This window comes from Mitsuaria sp. BK037 (assembly GCF_014193045.1).
Lineage (GTDB): Bacteria > Pseudomonadota > Gammaproteobacteria > Burkholderiales > Burkholderiaceae_C > Roseateles.
The window spans coordinates 2,365,304-2,384,135 of sequence record NZ_JACHYS010000001.1 but is presented as its reverse complement, the minus strand read 5'-3'; the positions used below and the strand labels follow the sequence as shown (position 1 = coordinate 2,384,135).

The following is an 18,832-nucleotide window of genomic DNA, read 5'->3' as shown; positions in this document are numbered from 1 at the left end:
GCGGCGTTCGACGCAGCCGGCCGGCGCGCGGGCAAGCGACGTGCCGGCGGCGGGAGGTACGACCCTCAGCGCGACACGATCAGGCGCAGGCCCAGCGCGACGAAGACCGCGCCGGCGATGCGGTCCAGCCACAGCCCCGCGCGCGGCTTGCGCTGCAGCCATTGGCCGATCGCGCCGGCGAAGTAGCCCAGCAGCCCGAACAGGAGGGCGGCCTGCAGGGTGAAGGTGACGCCGAGCAAGGCCGTCTGGGCGGCCACATGGCCCTGCGACGGCACGACGAACTGCGGCAGGAAGGAGAGGAAGAAGAGCACGACCTTGGGGTTGATCGCGTTGGCGAAGACGCCCTTGAAGAACAGGCGGGTGAGCGAGTCCTCGACCTGGGAGGCGTCGCCGACGCTGGCGCCGCCGCGGCTGCGCAGCGCCTTGATGCCCAGCCAGATCAGGTAGAGGCCGCCGCAGACCTTCAGCGCGGTGAACGCCATCGGGGAGGCGGCGATCAGCGCGCTGACGCCGATCGCCGCGAGCACGGTGTGACTCAGACAGCCCAGCGCGCAGCCCAGGCCGAAGGCCATGCCGTGCCGGCGTCCCTTCGAGATGCCCATGCCCAGCACCATCAGGTTGTCCGGGCCAGGGGACGCCGTGATCAGCATCGCGGCCAGCAGGAAACCGAAGAGTTGTTCGAAGGTCAGCATGGGGGCGGATGATAGGCGCAGCCTTCGACTCCCCAACTTCGACGGCCCAATGAAAACGGGCCCTGATTGCTCAGGGCCCGTGTCCGTGTCTGGCGGAGAGAGAGGGATTCGAACCCTCGGTAGGCGATTAACCTACACACGCTTTCCAGGCGTGCGACTTAAACCACTCATCCATCTCTCCGAAGCCCGCGATCATAGCGCAGATTTTGGGGGGCGCAGCAAAGTTGTCGGTCCCCGCGATGACAGCGAGGCGGGCAGGGCGCTCAGCGGCCCGGTTGGATCACCTTGTCGCTCTTGATCAGCGCCATCGCGGTGCCGATCAGGCCGGAGACCTCGCTCATGTTGGCCGGCACGATCATCGTGTTGTTCTTCTGCGCGAGCTGCGAGAAGGCCTCGACCGCCTTCTCGGCCACCTTCAGTTGCACCGCGTCGCCGCCGCCCGGCTGCTGGATCGCCGCCGCGATCTTGCGGATCGCGTCGGCGCTGGCTTCCGCCACCGCCGTGATGGCCGCCGCCTCGCCCTGCGCCTTGTTGATCTCGGCCTGCTTCTCGCCTTCGGACCGCGCGATCGCCGCCTCACGCTCGCCGGTGGCGATGTTGATCTGCTCCTGGCGGCGACCTTCCGACGCGGCGATCAGCGCGCGCTTCTCGCGCTCCGCGGTGATCTGGGCCTGCATCGAGCGCAGGATCTCCGCCGGCGGCGTCAGGTCCTTGATCTCGTAGCGCAGCACCTTCACGCCCCAGTTCAGCGCCGCCTCGTCCAGCGCCTGCACGACGGCGGCGTTGATCGCGTCGCGCTCCTCGAAGGTCCGGTCCAGCTCCATGCGGCCGATCACCGAGCGCAGCGTCGTCTGCGCCAGCTGCGTGATCGCGATGATGTAGTTGCTGGAGCCGTAGCTCGCGCGCATCGGGTCGGTGACCTGGAAGTACAGGATGCCGTCCACCGTCAGCTGGGTGTTGTCCTTGGTGATGCAGACCTGGCTGGGGACGTCCAGCGGGATCTCCTTGAGCGAATGCTTGTAGGCCAGGCGGTCGATGAAGGGCACCAGGATGTTCAGGCCGGGCGTCAGTGTGCCGTGGTACTTGCCCAGGCGCTCGACCACCCAGGCGTTCTGTTGCGGGACGACCTTCACCGACTGCACGACGAAGACGATGGCGACGACCAGCACGACCAATGCGACGATTTCCATGAGCGGGACTCCTCCTCCGGAGATGTGGAACGGGAAACAGAAAGAGAAAAGGGGCGATCAGGCGGCGTCGACGAGCAGGCAACTGCCCTCGACCGCGCGGATCACGTGGCGCCCGCTGTGCGGCGCGCCGGCGCCGACGAAGCGCGCCTGCCAGGCCGCGCCGCGGTAACGGACCTCGGCCGTGCCGTCCGCGCGCCAGAGCGCGACGTCCAGGCTCTGGCCGATGTCGAGGTTCACATTGGGGTTCTCGCCGGCAGGCGCGCGCGGATGACGTCTCAGGCGCAGGTGCCACCAGGTCACCGCGCCGCCGCCGACACCGGCGGCCACCACCAGCTGCAGCCAGAACGGTCCGCCGACGTGGGCCATCAGCGCCGCGGCCGCCGCGCCCAAGGCCAGCATCAATAAGTAGAAGGTCGTTCCGCTGGCGAGCTCCGCCGCCACCAGTCCGCCACAGATCACCCACCACCAGGTGGCGACACTCCAATCCATCCCATCCTCCTCGTTGTCCGGGCGATCCATGGTTCGCCCGGTCCTTGTGTGCCGGGGCAGTGTACGCCTCGGTCCTCCTGGCGCTTCACGTCCTTTCGGGGGCCTGAAGCCGGCAGTTGGCGGCCATTGACAACCTGGCCGTTCTGTTTCTGCGACAACCCGGGATCAACACTTGCGTGACACGGCTGACGCCCTACACTTCGCGCCTTTCTTGTTTGACCTGCCCCGATCCGGAGGCCTCATGACGCCGCGTTTCCGCTTTCCCATCGTCATCATCGACGAGGACTATCGCTCCGAGAACACCTCGGGTTTGGGCATCCGCGCCCTGGCGGAAGCCATTCAGAAGGAAGGCTTCGAGGTGCTGGGCGCCACCAGCTACGGTGACCTCAGCCAGTTCGCGCAGCAGCAGAGCCGCGCCAGCGCCTTCATCCTGTCGATCGACGACGAGGAGTTCTCCGGCAACGGCGACGGCGGCGAGCTCGATCCGGCGGTCCTGAACCTGCGCAAGTTCATCCAGGAGATCCGCTTCAAGAATGCGGACATCCCCATCTACGTGTATGGCGAGACGCGCACTTCGCAGCACCTGCCCAACGACGTGCTGCGCGAGCTGCACGGCTTCATCCACATGTTCGAGGACACGCCCGAGTTCGTGGCGCGTCACATCATCCGCGAGGCCAAGAGCTACCTCGACGGCCTGGCGCCGCCGTTCTTCAAGGCGCTGATGGACTACGCGCAGGACGGCTCCTACTCGTGGCACTGCCCGGGGCACTCCGGCGGCGTGGCTTTCCTGAAGAGCCCGGTCGGCCAGATGTTCCACCAGTTCTTCGGCGAGAACATGCTGCGTGCTGACGTCTGCAACGCGGTCGAGGAACTCGGCCAACTGCTGGACCACACCGGCCCGGTCGCCGAGAGCGAGAAGAACGCCGCCCGCATCTTCAATGCGGACCACTGCTTCTTCGTCACCAACGGCACCTCGACCTCCAACAAGATGGTGTGGCACCACACCGTGGCGCCGGGCGACGTGGTCGTGGTGGACCGCAACTGCCACAAGTCCATCCTGCACAGCATCATCATGACCGGCGCGGTGCCGGTCTTCATGACGCCCACGCGCAACCACTACGGCATCATCGGCCCCATCCCGGAGAGCGAGTTCTCGCCCGAGACCATCCGCAAGAAGATCGCGAAGAATCCGCTGCTCAAGGGCGTGGATCCGAAGAAGGTCAAGCCGCGGATCATGACGCTGACGCAGAGCACCTATGACGGTGTGCTTTACAACACCGAGACCATCAAGTCCAAACTGGACGGCTGGATCGACACGCTGCACTTCGACGAAGCTTGGCTGCCGCACGCGGCCTTCCACAACTTCTACGGCTCGTATCACGCGATGGGCAAGCATCGCCCGCGCCCGAAGACCGCGATGGTCTACGCCACGCAGTCGACCCACAAGCTGCTGGCCGGCATCTCGCAGGCGTCGCAGGTGCTGGTGCAAGATTCGCAGAACGTGAAGCTGGACAAGCATCTGTTCAACGAGGCGTATCTGATGCACACCTCGACCAGCCCGCAGTACTCGATCATCGCCAGCTGCGACGTCGCGGCCGCGATGATGGAGCCCCCGGGCGGCACGGCGCTGGTGGAAGAATCCATCCTCGAGGCGCTGGACTTCCGCCGCGCGATGCGCAAGGTCGAGAAGGACTACGGCAAGGACTGGTGGTTCAAGGTCTGGGGGCCGGACAAGCTCGCCGCCGACGGCATCGGCAAGGCCGCGGACTGGATGCTCAAGGCCAACGAGAAGTGGCATGGCTTCGGTCCGATCGAGGCCGGCTTCAACATGCTGGATCCGATCAAGTCCACGGTGATCACGCCGGGACTGGACATGAGCGGCAAGTTCGCCAAGACCGGCATCCCGGCCAGCATTGTCACCAAGTTCCTGGCCGAGCATGGCGTGGTGGTGGAGAAGACGGGCCTGTACTCGTTCTTCATCATGTTCACCATCGGCATCACCAAGGGCCGCTGGAACACGCTGCTGACCGCGCTGCAGCAGTTCAAGGACGACTACGACCGGAACGCGCCGATCTGGCGCATCCTGCCGGACTTCGTGGCCGCCTTCCCGCGCTATGAACGCATGGGACTGCGCGACCTGTGCCAGAGCGTGCACGAGGCCTACGCGTCCGGCGACATCGCGCGCCTGACGACCGAGGTCTACCTGTCCGACCTGGAGCCCGCGATGAAGCCGTCCGATGCGTATGCGCACATCGCGCATCGCAAGACGGAACGCGTCGAGATCGACAAGCTGGAAGGCCGCGTCACCACCGCGCTGCTGACGCCGTATCCCCCCGGCATCCCGCTGCTGATCCCGGGTGAGCGCTTCAACAAGCGGATCGTGGACTATTTGAAGTTCACGAGAGACTTCAACGCGAAGTTCCCGGGCTTCGCGACCGATGTCCACGGGCTGGTCGCGGAGAAGGGCAACGACGGCGTGACTCGGTATTACGTGGATTGCGTGGTTGACGAGAAATGAAGAACGGGACCCTCGGGTCCCGTTTCTACTTTCACGTTTGGCGCGCTTGGCCGCTGGAGCATGGGGCCCTGGCGGCAAGCGCCAGAACCCCAAGCACCACCGTCCCTGATCCACCGAGGTGATCGGCGGGCGGGGACCGGGGTGTGCGTGAGGGCGCGTGAGGGTGCGTGAGAGGCGTCACTCCGTGCCGGCCATCGCGCCGTGGCTGAAGCCGCCATCGACGTAGATGATCTCGGAACTGACGCCGGCGGCCAGGTCCGACAGTAGGAAGGCCGCCGTGTTGCCGACGTCCTCGATCGTGACGTTGCGCTTGATGGCGGCGCTGTCGGCAAACTGCTTCAGCAACTTGCCGAAGTCCTTGATGCCGGAAGCGGCGAGCGTCTTGATCGGGCCCGCCGAGATGCCGTTCACCCGGATGCCCTTGGCGCCCAGGCCGTACGCCAGGTAACGCACGCTGGCTTCCAGCGAGGCCTTCGCCAAGCCCATCGTGTTGTAGTTCGGCACGAAACGCTCGGCGCCCAGGTAGGACAGCGTCAGCAGTGCCGCGCCAGGACGCAGCCGGCTTTGCGCCGCCTTGGCCATGGCCGGGAAGCTGTAGGCGGAAATATCGTGCGCGATACGGAAGTTCTCGCGGGTCATGCCATCCAGGAATTCGCCGGCGATCGCCTCGCGCGGGGCGAAACCGATCGAGTGGACAAACCCGTCGAATTCCGGCCAGTGCTGGCCCAGGTCCTCGAAGAGGCGCTCGATCTGGGCGTCATCGCCCACGTCGCAGTCGAACACCAGGCTGGAGCCGAATTCGGCAGCGAACTCGGTGATGCGGTCCTTGAAGCGCTCGCCCACATAGCTGAAGGCCAGTTCAGCCCCTTCGCGGTGGCAGGCCTTGGCGATGCCGTAGGCAATCGAACGGTTGGACAGCACGCCCGTGATCAGCAGTCGCTTGCCGGCGAGAAATCCCATGTCTGCTCCTGGTATTCATAGATTCGAGGGAGGCCGGGATTCTCGCACGCCATGCCGTGAACGAAGTCACCGCCTTGTCGGCATGCTGTTTGCATAGTACACTTCGAGCTTCGCTGAAAAAGTGAACGGTGGGCGGATTCATCCAGCCCATTTTTTTTGGCTGTCCCTACGTGTCCCTACAGGATAGATACCGTCGTCGATGAATTTGAGCTGGCAAGCCGTTGTTGAAAAAACCGTGACCGGTCTGGGTTACGAGGTGGTGGGCTGCGAACGCAGCGCCGGGGGCTTGCTACGCGTGTTCATCGACAAGCCGCTCGTCGGCGGCCAGGAGCCGGAACAGCCGGTGAACGTCGAGGACTGCGAGCGCGTCACGCGCCAGTTGCGCTACGTGATGGAAGTCGAGGAAATCGACTACACGCGCCTGGAAGTGTCGACCCCCGGCCTCGATCGACCGCTGAACAATGCCGGCGACTACGCCCGGTTCCTCGGTCACGAAGTGGAAATCACCCTGCGCGAGGCTTTCCAGGGCCGCAAGAAGTACCGCGGCGTGCTGGTCGCGGCAGAAGGCGTCGCCGCGGAGGAAGACCCGGCCACGCTGGCGCAGCGCACCGACTGGCGGGTGATCTTCTCCGACGGCAAGACCGAGCAGGCGCTGGACTTCGCGCTGGATGAAGTGCGCTCGGCCAAGCTGGTGCCGGAGATCAATTTCAAGGGTCGCACGCCGGGCAAGGCGGGCGGCGCGGCCGCGGGCAAGTCCGCGGCGAAGAAAAACACGGGCTTGGCGCCCCAGGGATCCGAATCTGCTGACGGCGTGGCTGCGAAGCCCAAGGCGTCGAAGAAGAAGAGCAATGCCAAGTCCCGGCAGACGGATGACAAGGTTGACGGAGGTCTCGATCAATGAACCGCGAACTGTTGATGCTGGTGGACGCCATCTCGCGCGAGAAGAGCGTGGAGCGCGATGTGGTGTTCGGCGCCGTTGAGGCGGCGCTGGCTTCGGCCACCAAGAAGTTGTATGGCGGCGAGGTCGACATCCGTGTGGCCATCGACCGCGACACCGGCGAATACGAGACCTTCCGCCGCTGGCACGTGGTGCCCAACGAGGCCGGCCTGCAGAACCCGGATTCCGAGATCCTGCTGTTCGAGGCGCAGGAGCAGATCGCCGACATCGAGGTCGACGACCACATCGAGGAAGGCGTGGAGTCGGTGCCCATCGGTCGCATCGGCGCACAGGCCGCCAAGCAGGTCATCCTGCAGAAGATCCGCGATGCCGAGCGCGAGCAGCTGCTCAACGACTTCATGTCGCGTGGCGAGCGCATCTTCGTCGGCACCGTCAAGCGCCTGGACAAGGGCGACATCATCGCCGAGTCGGGCCGCGTCGAAGGCCGCCTCAAGCGCAATGAAATGATCCCCAAGGAGAACCTGCGCACCGGCGACCGCGTCCGCGCGGTGATCCTGGGCGTCGATCCGACGCAGCGTGGTCCGCAGATCATGCTGTCGCGCTCCTCCGGCGAGTTCATGAAGGAACTCTTCGCGCAGGAAGTGCCCGAGATCGAGCAGGGCCTGCTGGAGATCAAGAGCTGCGCCCGCGACGCCGGCAGCCGCGCCAAGATCGCCGTGGTCTCGCACGACAAGCGCGTCGACCCGATCGGCACCTGCGTCGGCGTGCGCGGCTCGCGCGTCAACGGCGTGACCAACGAACTGGCCGGCGAGCGCGTGGACATCGTGCTCTGGTCCGAAGATCCGGCGCAGTTCGTGATCGGCGCGCTGGCGCCGGCCAACGTGCAGTCCATCGTCGTCGATGAAGAGCGCCACGCGATGGACGTGGTCGTCGACGAGGAGAACCTGGCGATCGCGATCGGCCGTGGTGGCCAGAACGTGCGCCTGGCCTCGGAGCTGACCGGCTGGAAGATCAACATCATGACCGCCGAGGAATCCGCCGCCAAGCAGGCCGAGGAATCCGACGTGGTGCGCAAGCTGTTCGTCGAGAAGCTGGACGTGGACGAGGAAGTCGCCGACATCCTGATCGCCGAAGGCTTCGCCTCGCTGGAAGAAGTCGCCTACGTCCCGATGCAGGAAATGCTCGAGATCGAGGCCTTCGACGAGGAAACCGTCAACGAGCTGCGCACCCGTGCCAAGGATGCCCTGCTGACGATGGAAATCGCCCGCGAGGAGAAGGTCGAGGAGGTCTCCCAGGACCTGCGCGACCTGGAAGGCATGACCCCGGAGCTGATCGCCAAGCTGGCGGCCGGCGACATCCACACCCGTGACGACCTGGCCGACCTGGCCGTCGACGAGTTGGTCGAGATTTCGTCCCTGGACGAGGCAGCGGCACGCGCTTTGATCATGAAGGCGCGCGAGCACTGGTTCAACGCATAACGCCCGAGCAGCCACGCTCTGAAGCGACTTCAAGCGAAACCAGACCGCTCCGCACCACACAAGATTTAAGGATTTCAACAATGGCCGTGACCACCGTCGCCCAGCTGGCCGCAGAGCTGAACAGGCCTGCGAGCACCCTGCTGGAGCAGCTCCAAGCTGCGGGCGTCAAGAAGGCGTCCGCCGAGGACACCCTGAACGAAAGCGACAAGGAACGCCTGCTGGACCATCTGCGCACCGCGCATGGCACCGGCGGCGCCGAGCGCAAGAAGATCACCCTGACCCGCAAGTCGACCAGCGAGATCAAGCAGGCCGATGCCTCGGGCAAGGCGCGCACCATCCAGGTCGAGGTGCGCAAGAAGCGCGTCTTCGTCAAGCGCGAGGACGGCGTTGATGACGCCGCCGCCGCTGCCGCCGAGGAAGCCGAACTGAAGCGCCGCGAGGAAGAAGCGCAGGCGCAGGCCGAGGCGCTGCGCCAGCAGGAAGAAGAGCTGGCGCGCAAGATGCGCGAGCGCGAGGAAGCCGAACGCGCCGCGCGTGAAGCCGAGGAAAAGCGCCGCGATGAAGAGCGCGCCGCCCGCGAAGCCGCCGAGGCCGCTGCCGCGGAAGCCGCCGCCAAGGCCGCCGCCGAGGAAGAAGCGCGCAAGGCCGCCGAGGCCGCCAAGTCCAAGGCCGAGAAGGCCGCCGACAAGGCCGCGGCGAAGACCGCCGCGCCGGCTCCGGCGCCCGTCGCCCCCGCGCCGGCCCCGGTGGCCGCCGCCGCGCCCGCCCCGGTCGAACCCGCCAAGCCCGTGCTGCGCGTGGTGAAGGCCGCCGATGTCGCCGCCGACGAGAAGGCCCGCCAGGCCGAACTCGAGCGCCGCCGCAAGGCCGCCGAGGCCGAGGCCGCCGCCATCCGCGCGATGATGAACGCGCCCAAGAAGGTGCTGGTCGCGAAGAAGGAAGAGCCCAAGCCCGAGGCCGCGCCGGCCGGCATCAAGGGCACGATCCACAAGAAGCCGGGCGGTGCCCCGGGCGCCACCGGCACGACCGCTGCCGCGGGCGCCGGTGCGAAGCCGGGCGACAAGAAGTCCGTCAAGTCCGAGAAGCTGTCCTCCAGCTGGGCCGACGACAAGAAGCGCGGCACTCCGGGCAAGCCGGGCGGCCGCGATGCGGGCGCCGGTGCGCGTCCGGGCGGCGCCGGTTGGCGCGCGCCGGGCCGCGGTCCGGCGGGTCGCCGTGGCGGCCGCGACGATCGCGGCGCGTCGATGTCCAACTTCCAGGCGCCGAACGAGCCGGTCATCCAGGAAGTCCACATCCCCGAGACCATCTCGGTCGCCGACCTGGCGCACAAGATGTCGGTGAAGGCGTCCGAGGTCATCAAGCAGCTGATGAAGCTGGGCCAGATGGTCACCATCAACCAGCAGCTGGACCAGGAAACGGCCATGATCGTGGTCGAGGAAATGGGCCACAAGGCGTTCGCCGCCAAGCTGGACGATCCGGATGCCTTCCTCGAGGAAGAGGGCGCCGCCGCCGAGGGCCAGCACGAGCTGCTGCCCCGCGCGCCGGTGGTCACCGTCATGGGTCACGTCGACCACGGCAAGACCTCGCTGCTGGACAGCATCCGCCGCGCCCGCGTGGCGGCTGGCGAAGCCGGCGGAATCACGCAGCACATCGGCGCCTATCACGTCGACACGCCGCGCGGCATGGTCACCTTCCTGGACACCCCGGGTCACGAGGCCTTCACGGCCATGCGTGCCCGCGGCGCCAAGGCGACGGACATCGTCATCCTGGTGGTGGCCGCCGATGACGGCGTGATGCCCCAGACCAAGGAAGCCATCCACCACGCGAAGGCCGCTGGCGTGCCGATCGTGGTCGCGATGAACAAGATCGACAAGCCCGATGCCAACCCGGAACGCGTCAAGAGCGAGCTGGTGGCGGAAGAGGTCGTGCCCGAAGAATTCGGCGGCGAGTCGCCGTTCGTCCCGGTGTCGGCCAAGACCGGCCAGGGCATCGACGACCTGCTGGAGCAGGTGCTGCTGCAGGCCGAAGTGCTGGAACTCAAGGCCGCGAAGGACTCGCTGGCCAAGGGCCTGGTCATCGAAGCCAAGCTGGACAAGGGCCGCGGCCCGGTCGCGACGGTGCTGGTGCAGTCCGGCACGCTCAAGCGTGGCGACGTGGTGCTGGCCGGCTCGACCTACGGACGCGTGCGCGCCATGCTGGACGAGGACGGCAAGCCGGCGACCGAAGCCGGTCCGTCGATCCCGGTCGAGATCCAGGGCCTGACGGAAGTCCCGCAGGCGGGCGACGAGTTCATGGTGCTGGCCGACGAACGCCGCGCCCGTGAAATCGCCACCTTCCGCGCTGGCAAGTACCGCGACGTCAAGCTGGCTCGCCAGCAGGCCGCGAAGCTGGAGAACATGTTCGCCGACATGACCGCCGGCGACGTGCAGACGCTGCCGCTGATCATCAAGGCCGACGTGCAGGGCTCGCAGGAAGCGCTGGCCTCCTCGCTGCTCAAGCTGTCGACCGATGAGGTCAAGGTGCAGATCGTCCACGCGGCGGTCGGCGCGATCAGCGAGTCCGACATCAACCTGGCGATCGCTTCCAAGGCCGTCGTGATCGGCTTCAACGTGCGTGCCGATGCCGGCGCGCGCAAGGTGGCCGAGCACAACGACGTCGACCTGCGCTACTACAACATCATCTACGACGCGGTGGATGAGGTGAAGGCGGCGATGGCCGGCATGCTGGCTCCGGAGCAGCGCGAGGAGATCATCGGTACCGCCGAGATCCGCACCGTGTTCGTGGCGACCAAGATCGGCACCATTGCCGGTTCGATGATCACCAGCGGTCACGTCACTCGCAACGCGCGCTTCCGCCTGCTGCGCGACAACGTGGTGGTCTACACCGGCGAGATCGAGTCGCTCAAGCGCCTGAAGGACGACGTCAAGGAAGTCCGCGAAGGCTTCGAGTGCGGTATCAAGCTGAAGAACTACAGCGACATCAAGGAAGGCGACCAGCTGGAAGTCTTCGAAATCAAGGAAGTGGCGCGCACGCTGTAACCCAGCCTGCCGCCGCTCCACGCCCGGCGGGTCACCCCCGCCGGGCTTTGTTGTTTGAGAGAGTGAGGAAAGAGCCATGCGTCACAAGCGATCGATCCCCAACCGCGGTCTGCGCGTGGCGGACCAGATCCAGCGCGACCTGGCCGAGCTGATCCGCGAGTTGAAGGACCCGCGCATCGGCATGGTGACGATCAGCGCGGTCGAGGTCACGCCCGACTACGCGCATGCCAAGGTGTTCTATTCGCTGCTGGTCGGCGATCAGAAGGCCACCGGCGAGGCCTTGAACGAGGCGGCGGGGTTCCTCCGCAACGGCCTGTTCAAGCGCCTGCAGATCCATACCGTGCCGAGCCTGCATTTCCACTTCGACCGCACGACCGAACGCGCCGCCGAGATGAGCGCCCTGATCGCCAAGGCGAATTCCGACCGAGCCAAGGACGACGAGACCACCGAGGACTGAGCGTCCTCCGAGACTGACAGACGACGCCCCGCGAGGGGCGCCGCACCGTGATGAGCGCAGTAGCCCCCCGCCCCAAGATCGTGAAGCGCGCCGTGCATGGCGTGCTGATGCTGGACAAGCCCCTCGGCCTGACCAGCAATGACGCATTGCAGAAGGTCAAGCGCCTGCTGCGCGCCGAGAAGGCCGGCCACACCGGCACGCTGGATCCGCTGGCGACCGGGCTGCTGCCGCTGACCTTCGGCGCGGCGACCAAGTTCAGCCAGGTCTCGCTGGAGGCCGACAAGGGTTACCGCGCGACGCTGCGGCTGGGCATCACCACGACCACCGGCGATGGCGAGGGCGGGATCCTCGAGCAGCGCGACGCCGTCGCGAAGGCGCTGGACCTGGACGCGATCCGCGCCGCCTGCGAGGCCTTCAAGGGCGCGATCTCGCAGCTGCCGCCGATGTATTCCGCGCTCAAGCACCAGGGCCGCGCGCTGTACGAGCTGGCCCGCGCGGGCGTGACCGTCGAGCGCCAGCCGCGCAACGTGACGATTCACGCGCTGGACATCGTCGACTGGCAGCCTGAGGAGCTGCTGCTCGTGATCGACGTGCGCTGCACCAAGGGCACCTACATCCGCACGCTGGGCGAGGACATCGGCGCGAAGCTGGGCTGTGGCGCCCACCTGGCAGGCCTGCGCCGCACCGCCAGCGGTCCGGTGTCGATCAGCCAGGCGGTGACGCTGGAGCAGCTCGAGGCGATGGACGACGCCGGCCGTCTCGCGCAGTTGACAGCCCCGGACAGCCTGCTCGGCGAATGGCCCGAGGTCGAGCTCAGCAACGACGAAGCCGGCCGCTTCCTGTCCGGCATGCGCCGGCGGGTGGCGCTCGGCGACCTGCCGCAGGTGCGGGTGTACGGCCAGATGCCGCGCGCCTTCCTGGGCAGCGCCCACGTGGCTGGCGGCGAACTGATCGCCGACCGGCTGCTGAGCCCCACCGAGATCGCTTCCATGCTGATGCAGGCCGCCTGAGCCGGCATCGCCCGACAAGACCCGAGACATCCCCGAGTTCCCGACTTCCTCCAAATCCGAGAAAGCCCTCCAAGCGAAAGCCGCCCCATGAGCAAGCAAATCCGCAACATCGCCATCATCGCCCACGTCGACCATGGCAAGACCACCATGGTGGACCAGCTCCTTCGCCAGAGCGGCACCTTCGCCGAGCACGAGAAGGTCGTCGACACGGTGATGGACAACAACGCCATCGAACGCGAGCGCGGCATCACCATCCTGGCCAAGAACTGCGCGGTGAGCTGGAAGGGCACCCACATCAACATCGTGGACACCCCGGGGCACGCGGACTTCGGCGGTGAAGTGGAACGCGCGCTGTCGATGGTCGACGGCGTGGTGCTGCTGATCGACGCCCAGGAAGGCCCGATGCCGCAGACCCGCTTCGTGACCAAGAAGGCGCTGGCGCTGGGCCTCAAGCCCATCGTCGTCGTCAACAAGGTCGACAAGCCGGGCGCCAAGCCGGACGCCGTCATCAACGCCGCCTTCGACCTGTTCGACAAGCTCGGCGCCACCGACGAGCAACTGGACTTCCCGGTCGTGTACGCCTCGGGCATCAACGGCTGGTCCTCGCTGGAAGAGGGTGAGCCCGGCGGCAAGTGGGGCGAGGACATGTCCGCCCTGTTCGACACCATCCTCAAGCATGTGCCGCCGCAGAGCGGCGACCCGGCCGCGCCGCTGCAGCTGCAGATCTCGGCGCTGGACTTCTCGACCTTCGTCGGCCGCATCGGCGTGGGCCGCATCAGCCAGGGCACGATCCGGCCGGCGATGGACGTGGTCGTGATGGAAGGCCCGGACGGCAAGGTCACCAAGGGCCGCATCAACCAGGTGCTGACCTTCCAGGGCCTGGACCGCGTGCAGGCCACCGAAGCCGGCCCCGGCGACATCGTGCTGATCAACGGCATCGAGGAAATCGGCATCGGCGTGACCGTCACCAGCCCGACCAATCCGGCGCCGCTGCCGATGCTCAAGGTCGACGAGCCGACGCTGACGATGAACTTCTGCGTCAACACCTCGCCGCTGGCCGGCCGTGAAGGCAAGTTCGTCACCAGCCGCCAGATCTGGGACCGCCTGCAGAAGGAACTGCAGCACAACGTCGCGCTGCGCGTGAAGGAAACCGACGAGGACGGCATCTTCGAGGTGTCGGGCCGCGGTGAACTGCACCTGACCATCCTGCTGGAGAACATGCGTCGCGAAGGCTACGAGCTGGCCGTGTCCAAGCCGCGCGTGGTCTTCCAGGAGATCAACGGCGAGAAGTGCGAGCCGATCGAGCTGGTCACCGCCGACGTCGAGGAAACCCACCAGGGCGGCGTGATGCAGGCCCTGGGCGAGCGCAAGGGCGAGCTGGTCAACATGGAGCCGGACGGCCGCGGCCGCGTCCGCCTCGAGTACCGCATCCCGGCCCGCGGCCTGATCGGTTTCTCGAACGAGTTCCTGAACCTGACCCGCGGTTCGGGCCTGATCTCCAACATCTTCGACGGCTACGAGCCGCACAAGGGCGAGATCGCCGGCCGCAAGAACGGCGTGCTGATCTCGATGGACGCGGGCGAGATCTTCACCTACGCCCTGGGCAAGCTGGACGATCGCGGCCGCATGTTCGTCAAGCCGAACGACCCGGTCTACGAAGGCATGATCGTCGGCATCCACAGCCGCGACAACGACCTGGTCGTCAATGCGACCCGCACCAAGCAGCTGACCAACTTCCGCGTCAGCGGCAAGGAAGACGCGATCAAGATCACGCCGCCGATCGAGCTGACGCTCGAGTACGGCGTTGAGTTCATCGAGGACGACGAGCTGGTCGAGATCACGCCGAAGTCGGTGCGGCTGCGCAAGCGCCATCTGTCGGAGAACGATCGCAAGCGGGCGTCGCGCGGCTGATTGCGCGGGGCGCAGGCGCCTGGGCTGCGGAGGTCCGGGCGTTGGCCGCCGATGCATGGGGCCCCGGCGGCAAGCGCCGGAACCCCACGCATCACCGTCCCCAACCACCGTCGTACTGCCACGGTTTTGCGACCGAGGTGTGCTGGGGAGATGAAACGCCTGATGCTTGCATCGGGCGTTTTTCGTTTCTCTGCGGGAAAAAGAAAGGCGACCCATCGGGTCGCCTTTCGCGGAGCAGGGAGGCTCAGCGTTGGGATTGCTTGCGGCGGCGCAGGCCGACCAGGCCGAGCAGGGCGACCGAGGCCAGTGCCAGCGAGGCCGGCTCCGGCACGTTGCCGCCGGTGCCGCCACCGCCGCCGGACTTGTTGCCGGAGACCGAGAACAGCTTGACGAAGTCATAGCCGGTGTAGCTCGTGCCGGTGCCGCGCGTCAGGCCGCTGGTGGAGCCGTCGGCGCCCGTGGGGGCACCGCCCAACTGCGAGTTGTAGGCGGTGATGATCCACCAGCTCGAGCTGACGTTGGTGTTGAGGTTGACCGTCGTGTTGGCGGCCTTGCCGACGTCCGCGTAGCTGTTGACCAGCGACCAGCCGTTGGCCGACTTCAGCGTCGCCGCCGTCTTGCCCGTAATCGTGTTGCCGACGTTCACGCCCGACGTCAGGCCGGTGTAGGCCAGCACGGTGATGTCGCTGTCGTACTGCCACCAGCCCAGCTTCACCTGGGTCAGGTTCACCGCGGCATCGAACTTCAGCAGGATCAGGTCCTGGTAGCCGTAGTTGTCCAGCGAGTGATTGGGCGACTGGCTGTCGCCGCTCGGGGCCACGACGCCAAAGCCGCTACCGCTGTAGTAGGCCAGCGTGCTCTGCGCGAAGCCGTTGGTGCTGGAGTACGCACCGCCGGAGGTGTTGATCGACGCCGAGTAGGCCGAATAGCTGACGTTGGGCGCCGCATCGCCGGTCTCGCTGCAGTTGGTCGTGCAGTTGCCGGCCGTCCAGGTGGAGAGCGCATGCGCGCTGAGCGGCAGCAGTGACGCCAGCGCCGCCGCGGCCAGCCCCATCAGGCGTTGTTGAACTTTTCGCATGGTTTCCCCTCGGTCTCCCCGACCCGGTCGGAGCGTCTGATTCGTTCGAGTTGCTATGAGCAAGCTCCGGGCCAAGGTGATGTTTTCCTTACGACACAAGCACTTGAGCGTGAAGATGTCGGTCCTTGAAGCGGGACTGTAAGTTTTTCTGACAAGCGCCGGCACCCCTCACCAGCGGGGCTCCGGCGGCTCAGCGCAGCGTCTGGCTCAAGGCCAGCGCTTCCTTGTGACTTTCGAACGCGGTGCTGCGCAGCGCGACATCGAGTTCCTCCTTCGCCTCCGCCTTCCGGCCGGCCTTGGCCAGGGCGGCGGCCAGGTGGTAGCGGATCTCCGGACTGTCGGGTTCGCGCAGGCGCGCGTCGCGCAGCAGTTGCAGCGCGCGGTCGCCGTTGCCGGCCAGGTGGTAGGCCCAGCCGGCGGTGTCGATGACCGCCACGTTGCGGGGATCGAGCCCCAGCGCCTTCTCGGCCGTCGCCGCGGCCGCGGCCGCCTCGCCCTGGCGGATCATGACGTTGGCCAGGTTGTTGAGCGTCTCGACCTCGTTCGGCCGGAGCTTCAGCGCCGTCTCGTAGCTGCGCCGCGCGGCGGGGAAGCTGCCGGCGCGCGCCTGCGCGTCGCCGAGCGCCTTCCAGGCCGCCAGGTCGGACGGGTGGGTCTTCAGCCAGCGCTCGGCCAGGTCCTGCGCCGCCTTGCCGCTGCCGTCCTGCCGTCCCAGCGCCCGCATCAGGGCGAGCAGGCTGCCGCTGGTGGGCTGCAGCTCGTGGGCCTTGCGCAGCGCGTCCAGCGCCTGGGCCGGCTGGCGCCGCGCCAGCGCGACGTCGGCCAGCAGCGTGTAGCCCAGCGCCAGTTGCGGACGCAGCTGGATCACCTGCCGGGCCTGCTTCTCCGCCAGGGTCGGGTTGCCCTGCTGCAGGGCCACCGTCGAGGACAGCGCCAGCGCGCCCACATGCTGGGGCGCGGTCTGCAGCGCCTTGTCCAGGCTGTAGGCGGCGCCCGCCGGATCGCGCGCATCCAGTTGCAGCGCGGCGATCTGCGCCAGCGGATCGGCACCGAAGCCGGAACGCCGCGCCGCGCTGGTCAGCGTCGCGCGGGCGCCGTTGGCGTCGCGGTTGGCGAGCTGCGCCTGCGCGTAGGCGATCAGCGTCTGCGGATCGTCCGGCGCCTTGCCGAGCAGGCGCTTGGCGGCCTCGAGCGCGGCGCCGGCCTGGTCCTGCTTGAGCAGCCAGGCGATCAGCGCCTGGTCAGCCCGCGTGTTGCGCGAGCTGCTGACGTCGGTCGCCTTGGTCAGCCAGCGCTGCACCTCGGCGGCCTGGCCCCGGGCCTCGCTGAGCAGCGCCATCTCGTAGAGCGCGTCGGCGTTCTTCTCGTCGGCCTTCAGCATCGCGGCCAGGCGCACCTGGGCCGCGTCGAACTTGCGCTCGGCGATGTCGATGCGCGTCAGGCCCAGTTGCGCCTCGGCCAGCTGCGGATCGAGCTGGAGGGCCTTCTGGTAGGCCTCGCGCGCGCCCGGCAGGTTGCCGGCCGAGCGGCGCGCCACGCCGAGCTGCACCCAGGTGGTCGGGTTGGCGGCCTCCTGCTTGACCAGCCGGTCCGCGATCGCGACGGCCTTGGCCGTCTGCCCGGCGCGCAGGTACAGCGACACCAGCGCCATGCCGGCGTAGGTCTGGCGCGGATCGCGCTGGAAGGCTTTCTCGAGCTCCCCGATCGCGTCGCCGGACTGGCCGCCGCGCAGCAGCGACAGGCCCAGCGCGGTGCGGAACTCCGGCGCGTCCTTGGCCTTGAGCGCCTCCTGCATCAGCGCGGTGGCGCGGGCATGCCGTCCCTGCGCCATCTGCAACGTGGCCATCATCACCAGCGCCTGGCCGTCGCCGGGATAGGCGCGCAGGTAGGCGTCCAGCACCTCCGCGGCGCGGTCCAGGTTGGGCTCCGCCACGTAGACCTGCGCCAGCAGCTTGGACAGCGGGCTGTTGGGCGTCTGGCGCTGGGCGTATTCCAGGTAGGGCTTGGCCTTCTCCATCTCGCCCAGGCCGAAGTGCGCGAGCCCGTTGAGCATCAGCGCCTGCGGGCGGTAGCGGATGAATTCGATGGGCACCGGGTCCAGTTCCGCGGTGACGGCCTTGAGCGCGCCGCGGGCGCCGGCGGCGTCGCCGCGGCGCTCCGCGAGCACGGCGGTCAGGTAGAGCGCGCGCGGCTCGCTCGGCGCCAGCTTCAGCGCGGACTGCGCCTGCGCCAGCGCGTCCGCGTCGCGGCCCAGGTCGATCAGCAGGCCGGCGCGGGCCAGTTGCGCCTCCAGGTGGCGGGGGGCGGCGGCGATCGCGCGCTCGTATCCCTTGAGCGCCTCGTCCAGCCGGCCCTGCACATGCGGCACGGTGGCCTTCTGGTACAGCGCCTCGCCGTTGCCCGGCGCCAGGCGCAGCGCCTGCTCCGCCGCGGCGTTGGCCAGGTCGAACTGCCGCGCGCGCAGGCGCAGGGGCACCTCGGCCAGCCAGGTGTCGGCGTTGTCGGGCGGGATGGCGCGGGCCAGGTCGATCTGCGCCTGCGCGCGCGAGGGCTCGCCGAGGTCCGAGGCCGCCGCGGCGCGCACCAGCAGCAGCGCCTTGCGGATGGCGTCGGGCAGGCCCTCGGGCACCAGCGCCGGGAGCTTGAAGACCTCGGGCTGCTTGCCCTGGGCGACCAGCGCCTGGGCCAGCGGCACGGCGACCTCGGCGCGGTTGATGCCCAGCGAGAGGGCCTCGTTGAACTCGACCTCGGCGGCCGCGGCCTCGCTGCGCATCAGCAGCGCCTTGCCCAGCAGCACGTGGACGCTGAGCATGCGCGCGTCCTGCTGCAGCGCGTTCTTCAGCTGGATGACGGCGCCGTCGATGTCCTGGCGTTCGAAGCGCTTGAGCGCGTCCTCGTAGAAGCGCGCGGCCTTGACGCTGTCCGCCTGCGCCGATGCCGCGCACAGCGCCAGCAAGGCCGCCGCCGCGGGGCCGCGCCAGCGCGGCCCGCCGGACCTGCCAGACCTGCCAACAGTGCTCATCTCGTCCCCCCCGATGTGTGGTCATGCGGCCGCGGCCTGGGGCCGTCGGTGCGCGGGAGCGGGCAGGGTGCCTTGTCGCGCTCCGGCGCGA

12 protein-coding genes, 1 tRNA gene and 1 pseudogene are annotated in these 18,832 nt (G+C 67.8%); 7 read left to right on the top strand and 7 right to left on the bottom strand.

Annotated elements, in window-relative coordinates; genetic code table 11:
• Positions 1 to 65 precede the first annotated feature (65 nt).
• From FHT37_RS09865 to FHT37_RS09850, 4 genes are all read right to left on the bottom strand, one after another.
• Complete coding sequence (locus tag FHT37_RS09865) at positions 66 to 692, bottom strand: LysE family translocator (RefSeq protein WP_183480515.1); 627 nt, start codon at positions 690 to 692, stop codon at positions 66 to 68.
• Positions 693 to 782: 90 nt separating this feature from the next.
• Positions 783 to 873, bottom strand: a tRNA-Ser gene (locus tag FHT37_RS09860).
• Between the two features lie 82 nt (positions 874 to 955).
• A complete protein-coding gene (locus FHT37_RS09855; protein WP_091732941.1) occupies positions 956 to 1,882 on the bottom strand; it encodes an SPFH domain-containing protein in 927 nt (308 codons plus the stop codon).
• A gap of 57 nt (positions 1,883 to 1,939) precedes the next feature.
• Positions 1,940 to 2,371 carry an NfeD family protein gene (locus tag FHT37_RS09850; protein WP_091733833.1) on the bottom strand — a complete coding sequence of 144 codons (432 nt, stop codon included), beginning with the start codon at positions 2,369 to 2,371 and terminating at the stop codon, positions 1,940 to 1,942.
• Positions 2,372 to 2,612: 241 nt separating this feature from the next.
• Between FHT37_RS09850 and FHT37_RS09845 the strand changes: the two genes are divergently transcribed.
• Positions 2,613 to 4,889, top strand: coding sequence for an arginine/lysine/ornithine decarboxylase (locus tag FHT37_RS09845; RefSeq protein ID WP_091732944.1), 2,277 nt, complete (start codon positions 2,613 to 2,615; stop codon positions 4,887 to 4,889).
• 177 nt (positions 4,890 to 5,066) lie between these two features.
• Here FHT37_RS09845 and fabI read toward each other — a convergent pair whose 3' ends face one another.
• A complete protein-coding gene (gene fabI, locus FHT37_RS09840; protein ID WP_147240888.1) occupies positions 5,067 to 5,849 on the bottom strand; it encodes an enoyl-ACP reductase FabI in 783 nt (260 codons plus the stop codon).
• 205 nt (positions 5,850 to 6,054) lie between these two features.
• Between fabI and rimP the strand changes: the two are divergent.
• The 6 genes and pseudogenes from rimP to typA form a co-directional block, all read left to right on the top strand.
• A pseudogene (gene rimP, locus FHT37_RS09835) lies at positions 6,055 to 6,570 on the top strand (ribosome maturation factor RimP); the annotation flags it as partial.
• A 176-nt stretch (positions 6,571 to 6,746) separates the two neighbouring features.
• A complete protein-coding gene (gene nusA / locus FHT37_RS09830; RefSeq protein ID WP_091732952.1) occupies positions 6,747 to 8,225 on the top strand; it encodes a transcription termination factor NusA in 1,479 nt (492 codons plus the stop codon).
• A gap of 80 nt (positions 8,226 to 8,305) precedes the next feature.
• On the top strand, positions 8,306 to 11,263 hold the full coding sequence (infB, locus tag FHT37_RS09825; RefSeq protein WP_183480513.1) for a translation initiation factor IF-2: 2,958 nt from the start codon (positions 8,306 to 8,308) through the stop codon (positions 11,261 to 11,263).
• Positions 11,264 to 11,339: 76 nt separating this feature from the next.
• Entirely contained in the window at positions 11,340 to 11,720 is a 381-nt protein-coding gene (gene rbfA / locus FHT37_RS09820; protein ID WP_091732959.1) for a 30S ribosome-binding factor RbfA, read from the top strand.
• A 50-nt stretch (positions 11,721 to 11,770) separates the two neighbouring features.
• Positions 11,771 to 12,730, top strand: coding sequence for a tRNA pseudouridine(55) synthase TruB (gene truB / locus FHT37_RS09815; protein WP_183480511.1), 960 nt, complete (start codon positions 11,771 to 11,773; stop codon positions 12,728 to 12,730).
• An 87-nt stretch (positions 12,731 to 12,817) separates the two neighbouring features.
• Positions 12,818 to 14,641, top strand: a complete 1,824-nt coding sequence (typA, locus tag FHT37_RS09810) for a translational GTPase TypA (RefSeq protein ID WP_091732966.1) — start codon at positions 12,818 to 12,820, stop codon at positions 14,639 to 14,641.
• A gap of 244 nt (positions 14,642 to 14,885) precedes the next feature.
• Here the strand turns inward: typA and xdp1 are convergent, their stop codons facing one another.
• A complete protein-coding gene (xdp1, locus tag FHT37_RS09805) occupies positions 14,886 to 15,719 on the bottom strand; it encodes an exosortase-dependent surface protein XDP1 (RefSeq protein WP_091732970.1) in 834 nt (277 codons plus the stop codon).
• A gap of 190 nt (positions 15,720 to 15,909) precedes the next feature.
• Positions 15,910 to 18,741: an XrtA/PEP-CTERM system TPR-repeat protein PrsT gene (gene prsT, locus FHT37_RS09800; RefSeq protein WP_183480509.1), complete on the bottom strand. Its 2,832-nt coding sequence runs from the start codon at positions 18,739 to 18,741 to the stop codon at positions 15,910 to 15,912.
• Between the last annotated feature and the right edge of the window lie 91 nt (positions 18,742 to 18,832).

Bases quoted from the DNA above. Each gene is read 5' to 3' on its own strand.
- FHT37_RS09845 (WP_091732944.1), top strand. From the start codon at position 2,613: ATGACGCCGCGTTTCCGCTTTCCCATCGTCATCATCGACGAGGACTAT.
- fabI (WP_147240888.1), bottom strand. From the start codon at position 5,849: ATGGGATTTCTCGCCGGCAAGCGACTGCTGATCACGGGCGTGCTGTCC.
- FHT37_RS09865 (WP_183480515.1), bottom strand. From the start codon at position 692: ATGCTGACCTTCGAACAACTCTTCGGTTTCCTGCTGGCCGCGATGCTG.
- nusA (WP_091732952.1), top strand. From the start codon at position 6,747: ATGAACCGCGAACTGTTGATGCTGGTGGACGCCATCTCGCGCGAGAAG.
- FHT37_RS09855 (WP_091732941.1), bottom strand. From the start codon at position 1,882: ATGGAAATCGTCGCATTGGTCGTGCTGGTCGTCGCCATCGTCTTCGTC.
- prsT (WP_183480509.1), bottom strand. From the start codon at position 18,741: ATGAGCACTGTTGGCAGGTCTGGCAGGTCCGGCGGGCCGCGCTGGCGC.
- typA (WP_091732966.1), top strand. From the start codon at position 12,818: ATGAGCAAGCAAATCCGCAACATCGCCATCATCGCCCACGTCGACCAT.
- xdp1 (WP_091732970.1), bottom strand. From the start codon at position 15,719: ATGCGAAAAGTTCAACAACGCCTGATGGGGCTGGCCGCGGCGGCGCTG.
- rbfA (WP_091732959.1), top strand. From the start codon at position 11,340: ATGCGTCACAAGCGATCGATCCCCAACCGCGGTCTGCGCGTGGCGGAC.
- FHT37_RS09850 (WP_091733833.1), bottom strand. From the start codon at position 2,371: ATGGATTGGAGTGTCGCCACCTGGTGGTGGGTGATCTGTGGCGGACTG.
- infB (WP_183480513.1), top strand. From the start codon at position 8,306: ATGGCCGTGACCACCGTCGCCCAGCTGGCCGCAGAGCTGAACAGGCCT.
- truB (WP_183480511.1), top strand. From the start codon at position 11,771: ATGAGCGCAGTAGCCCCCCGCCCCAAGATCGTGAAGCGCGCCGTGCAT.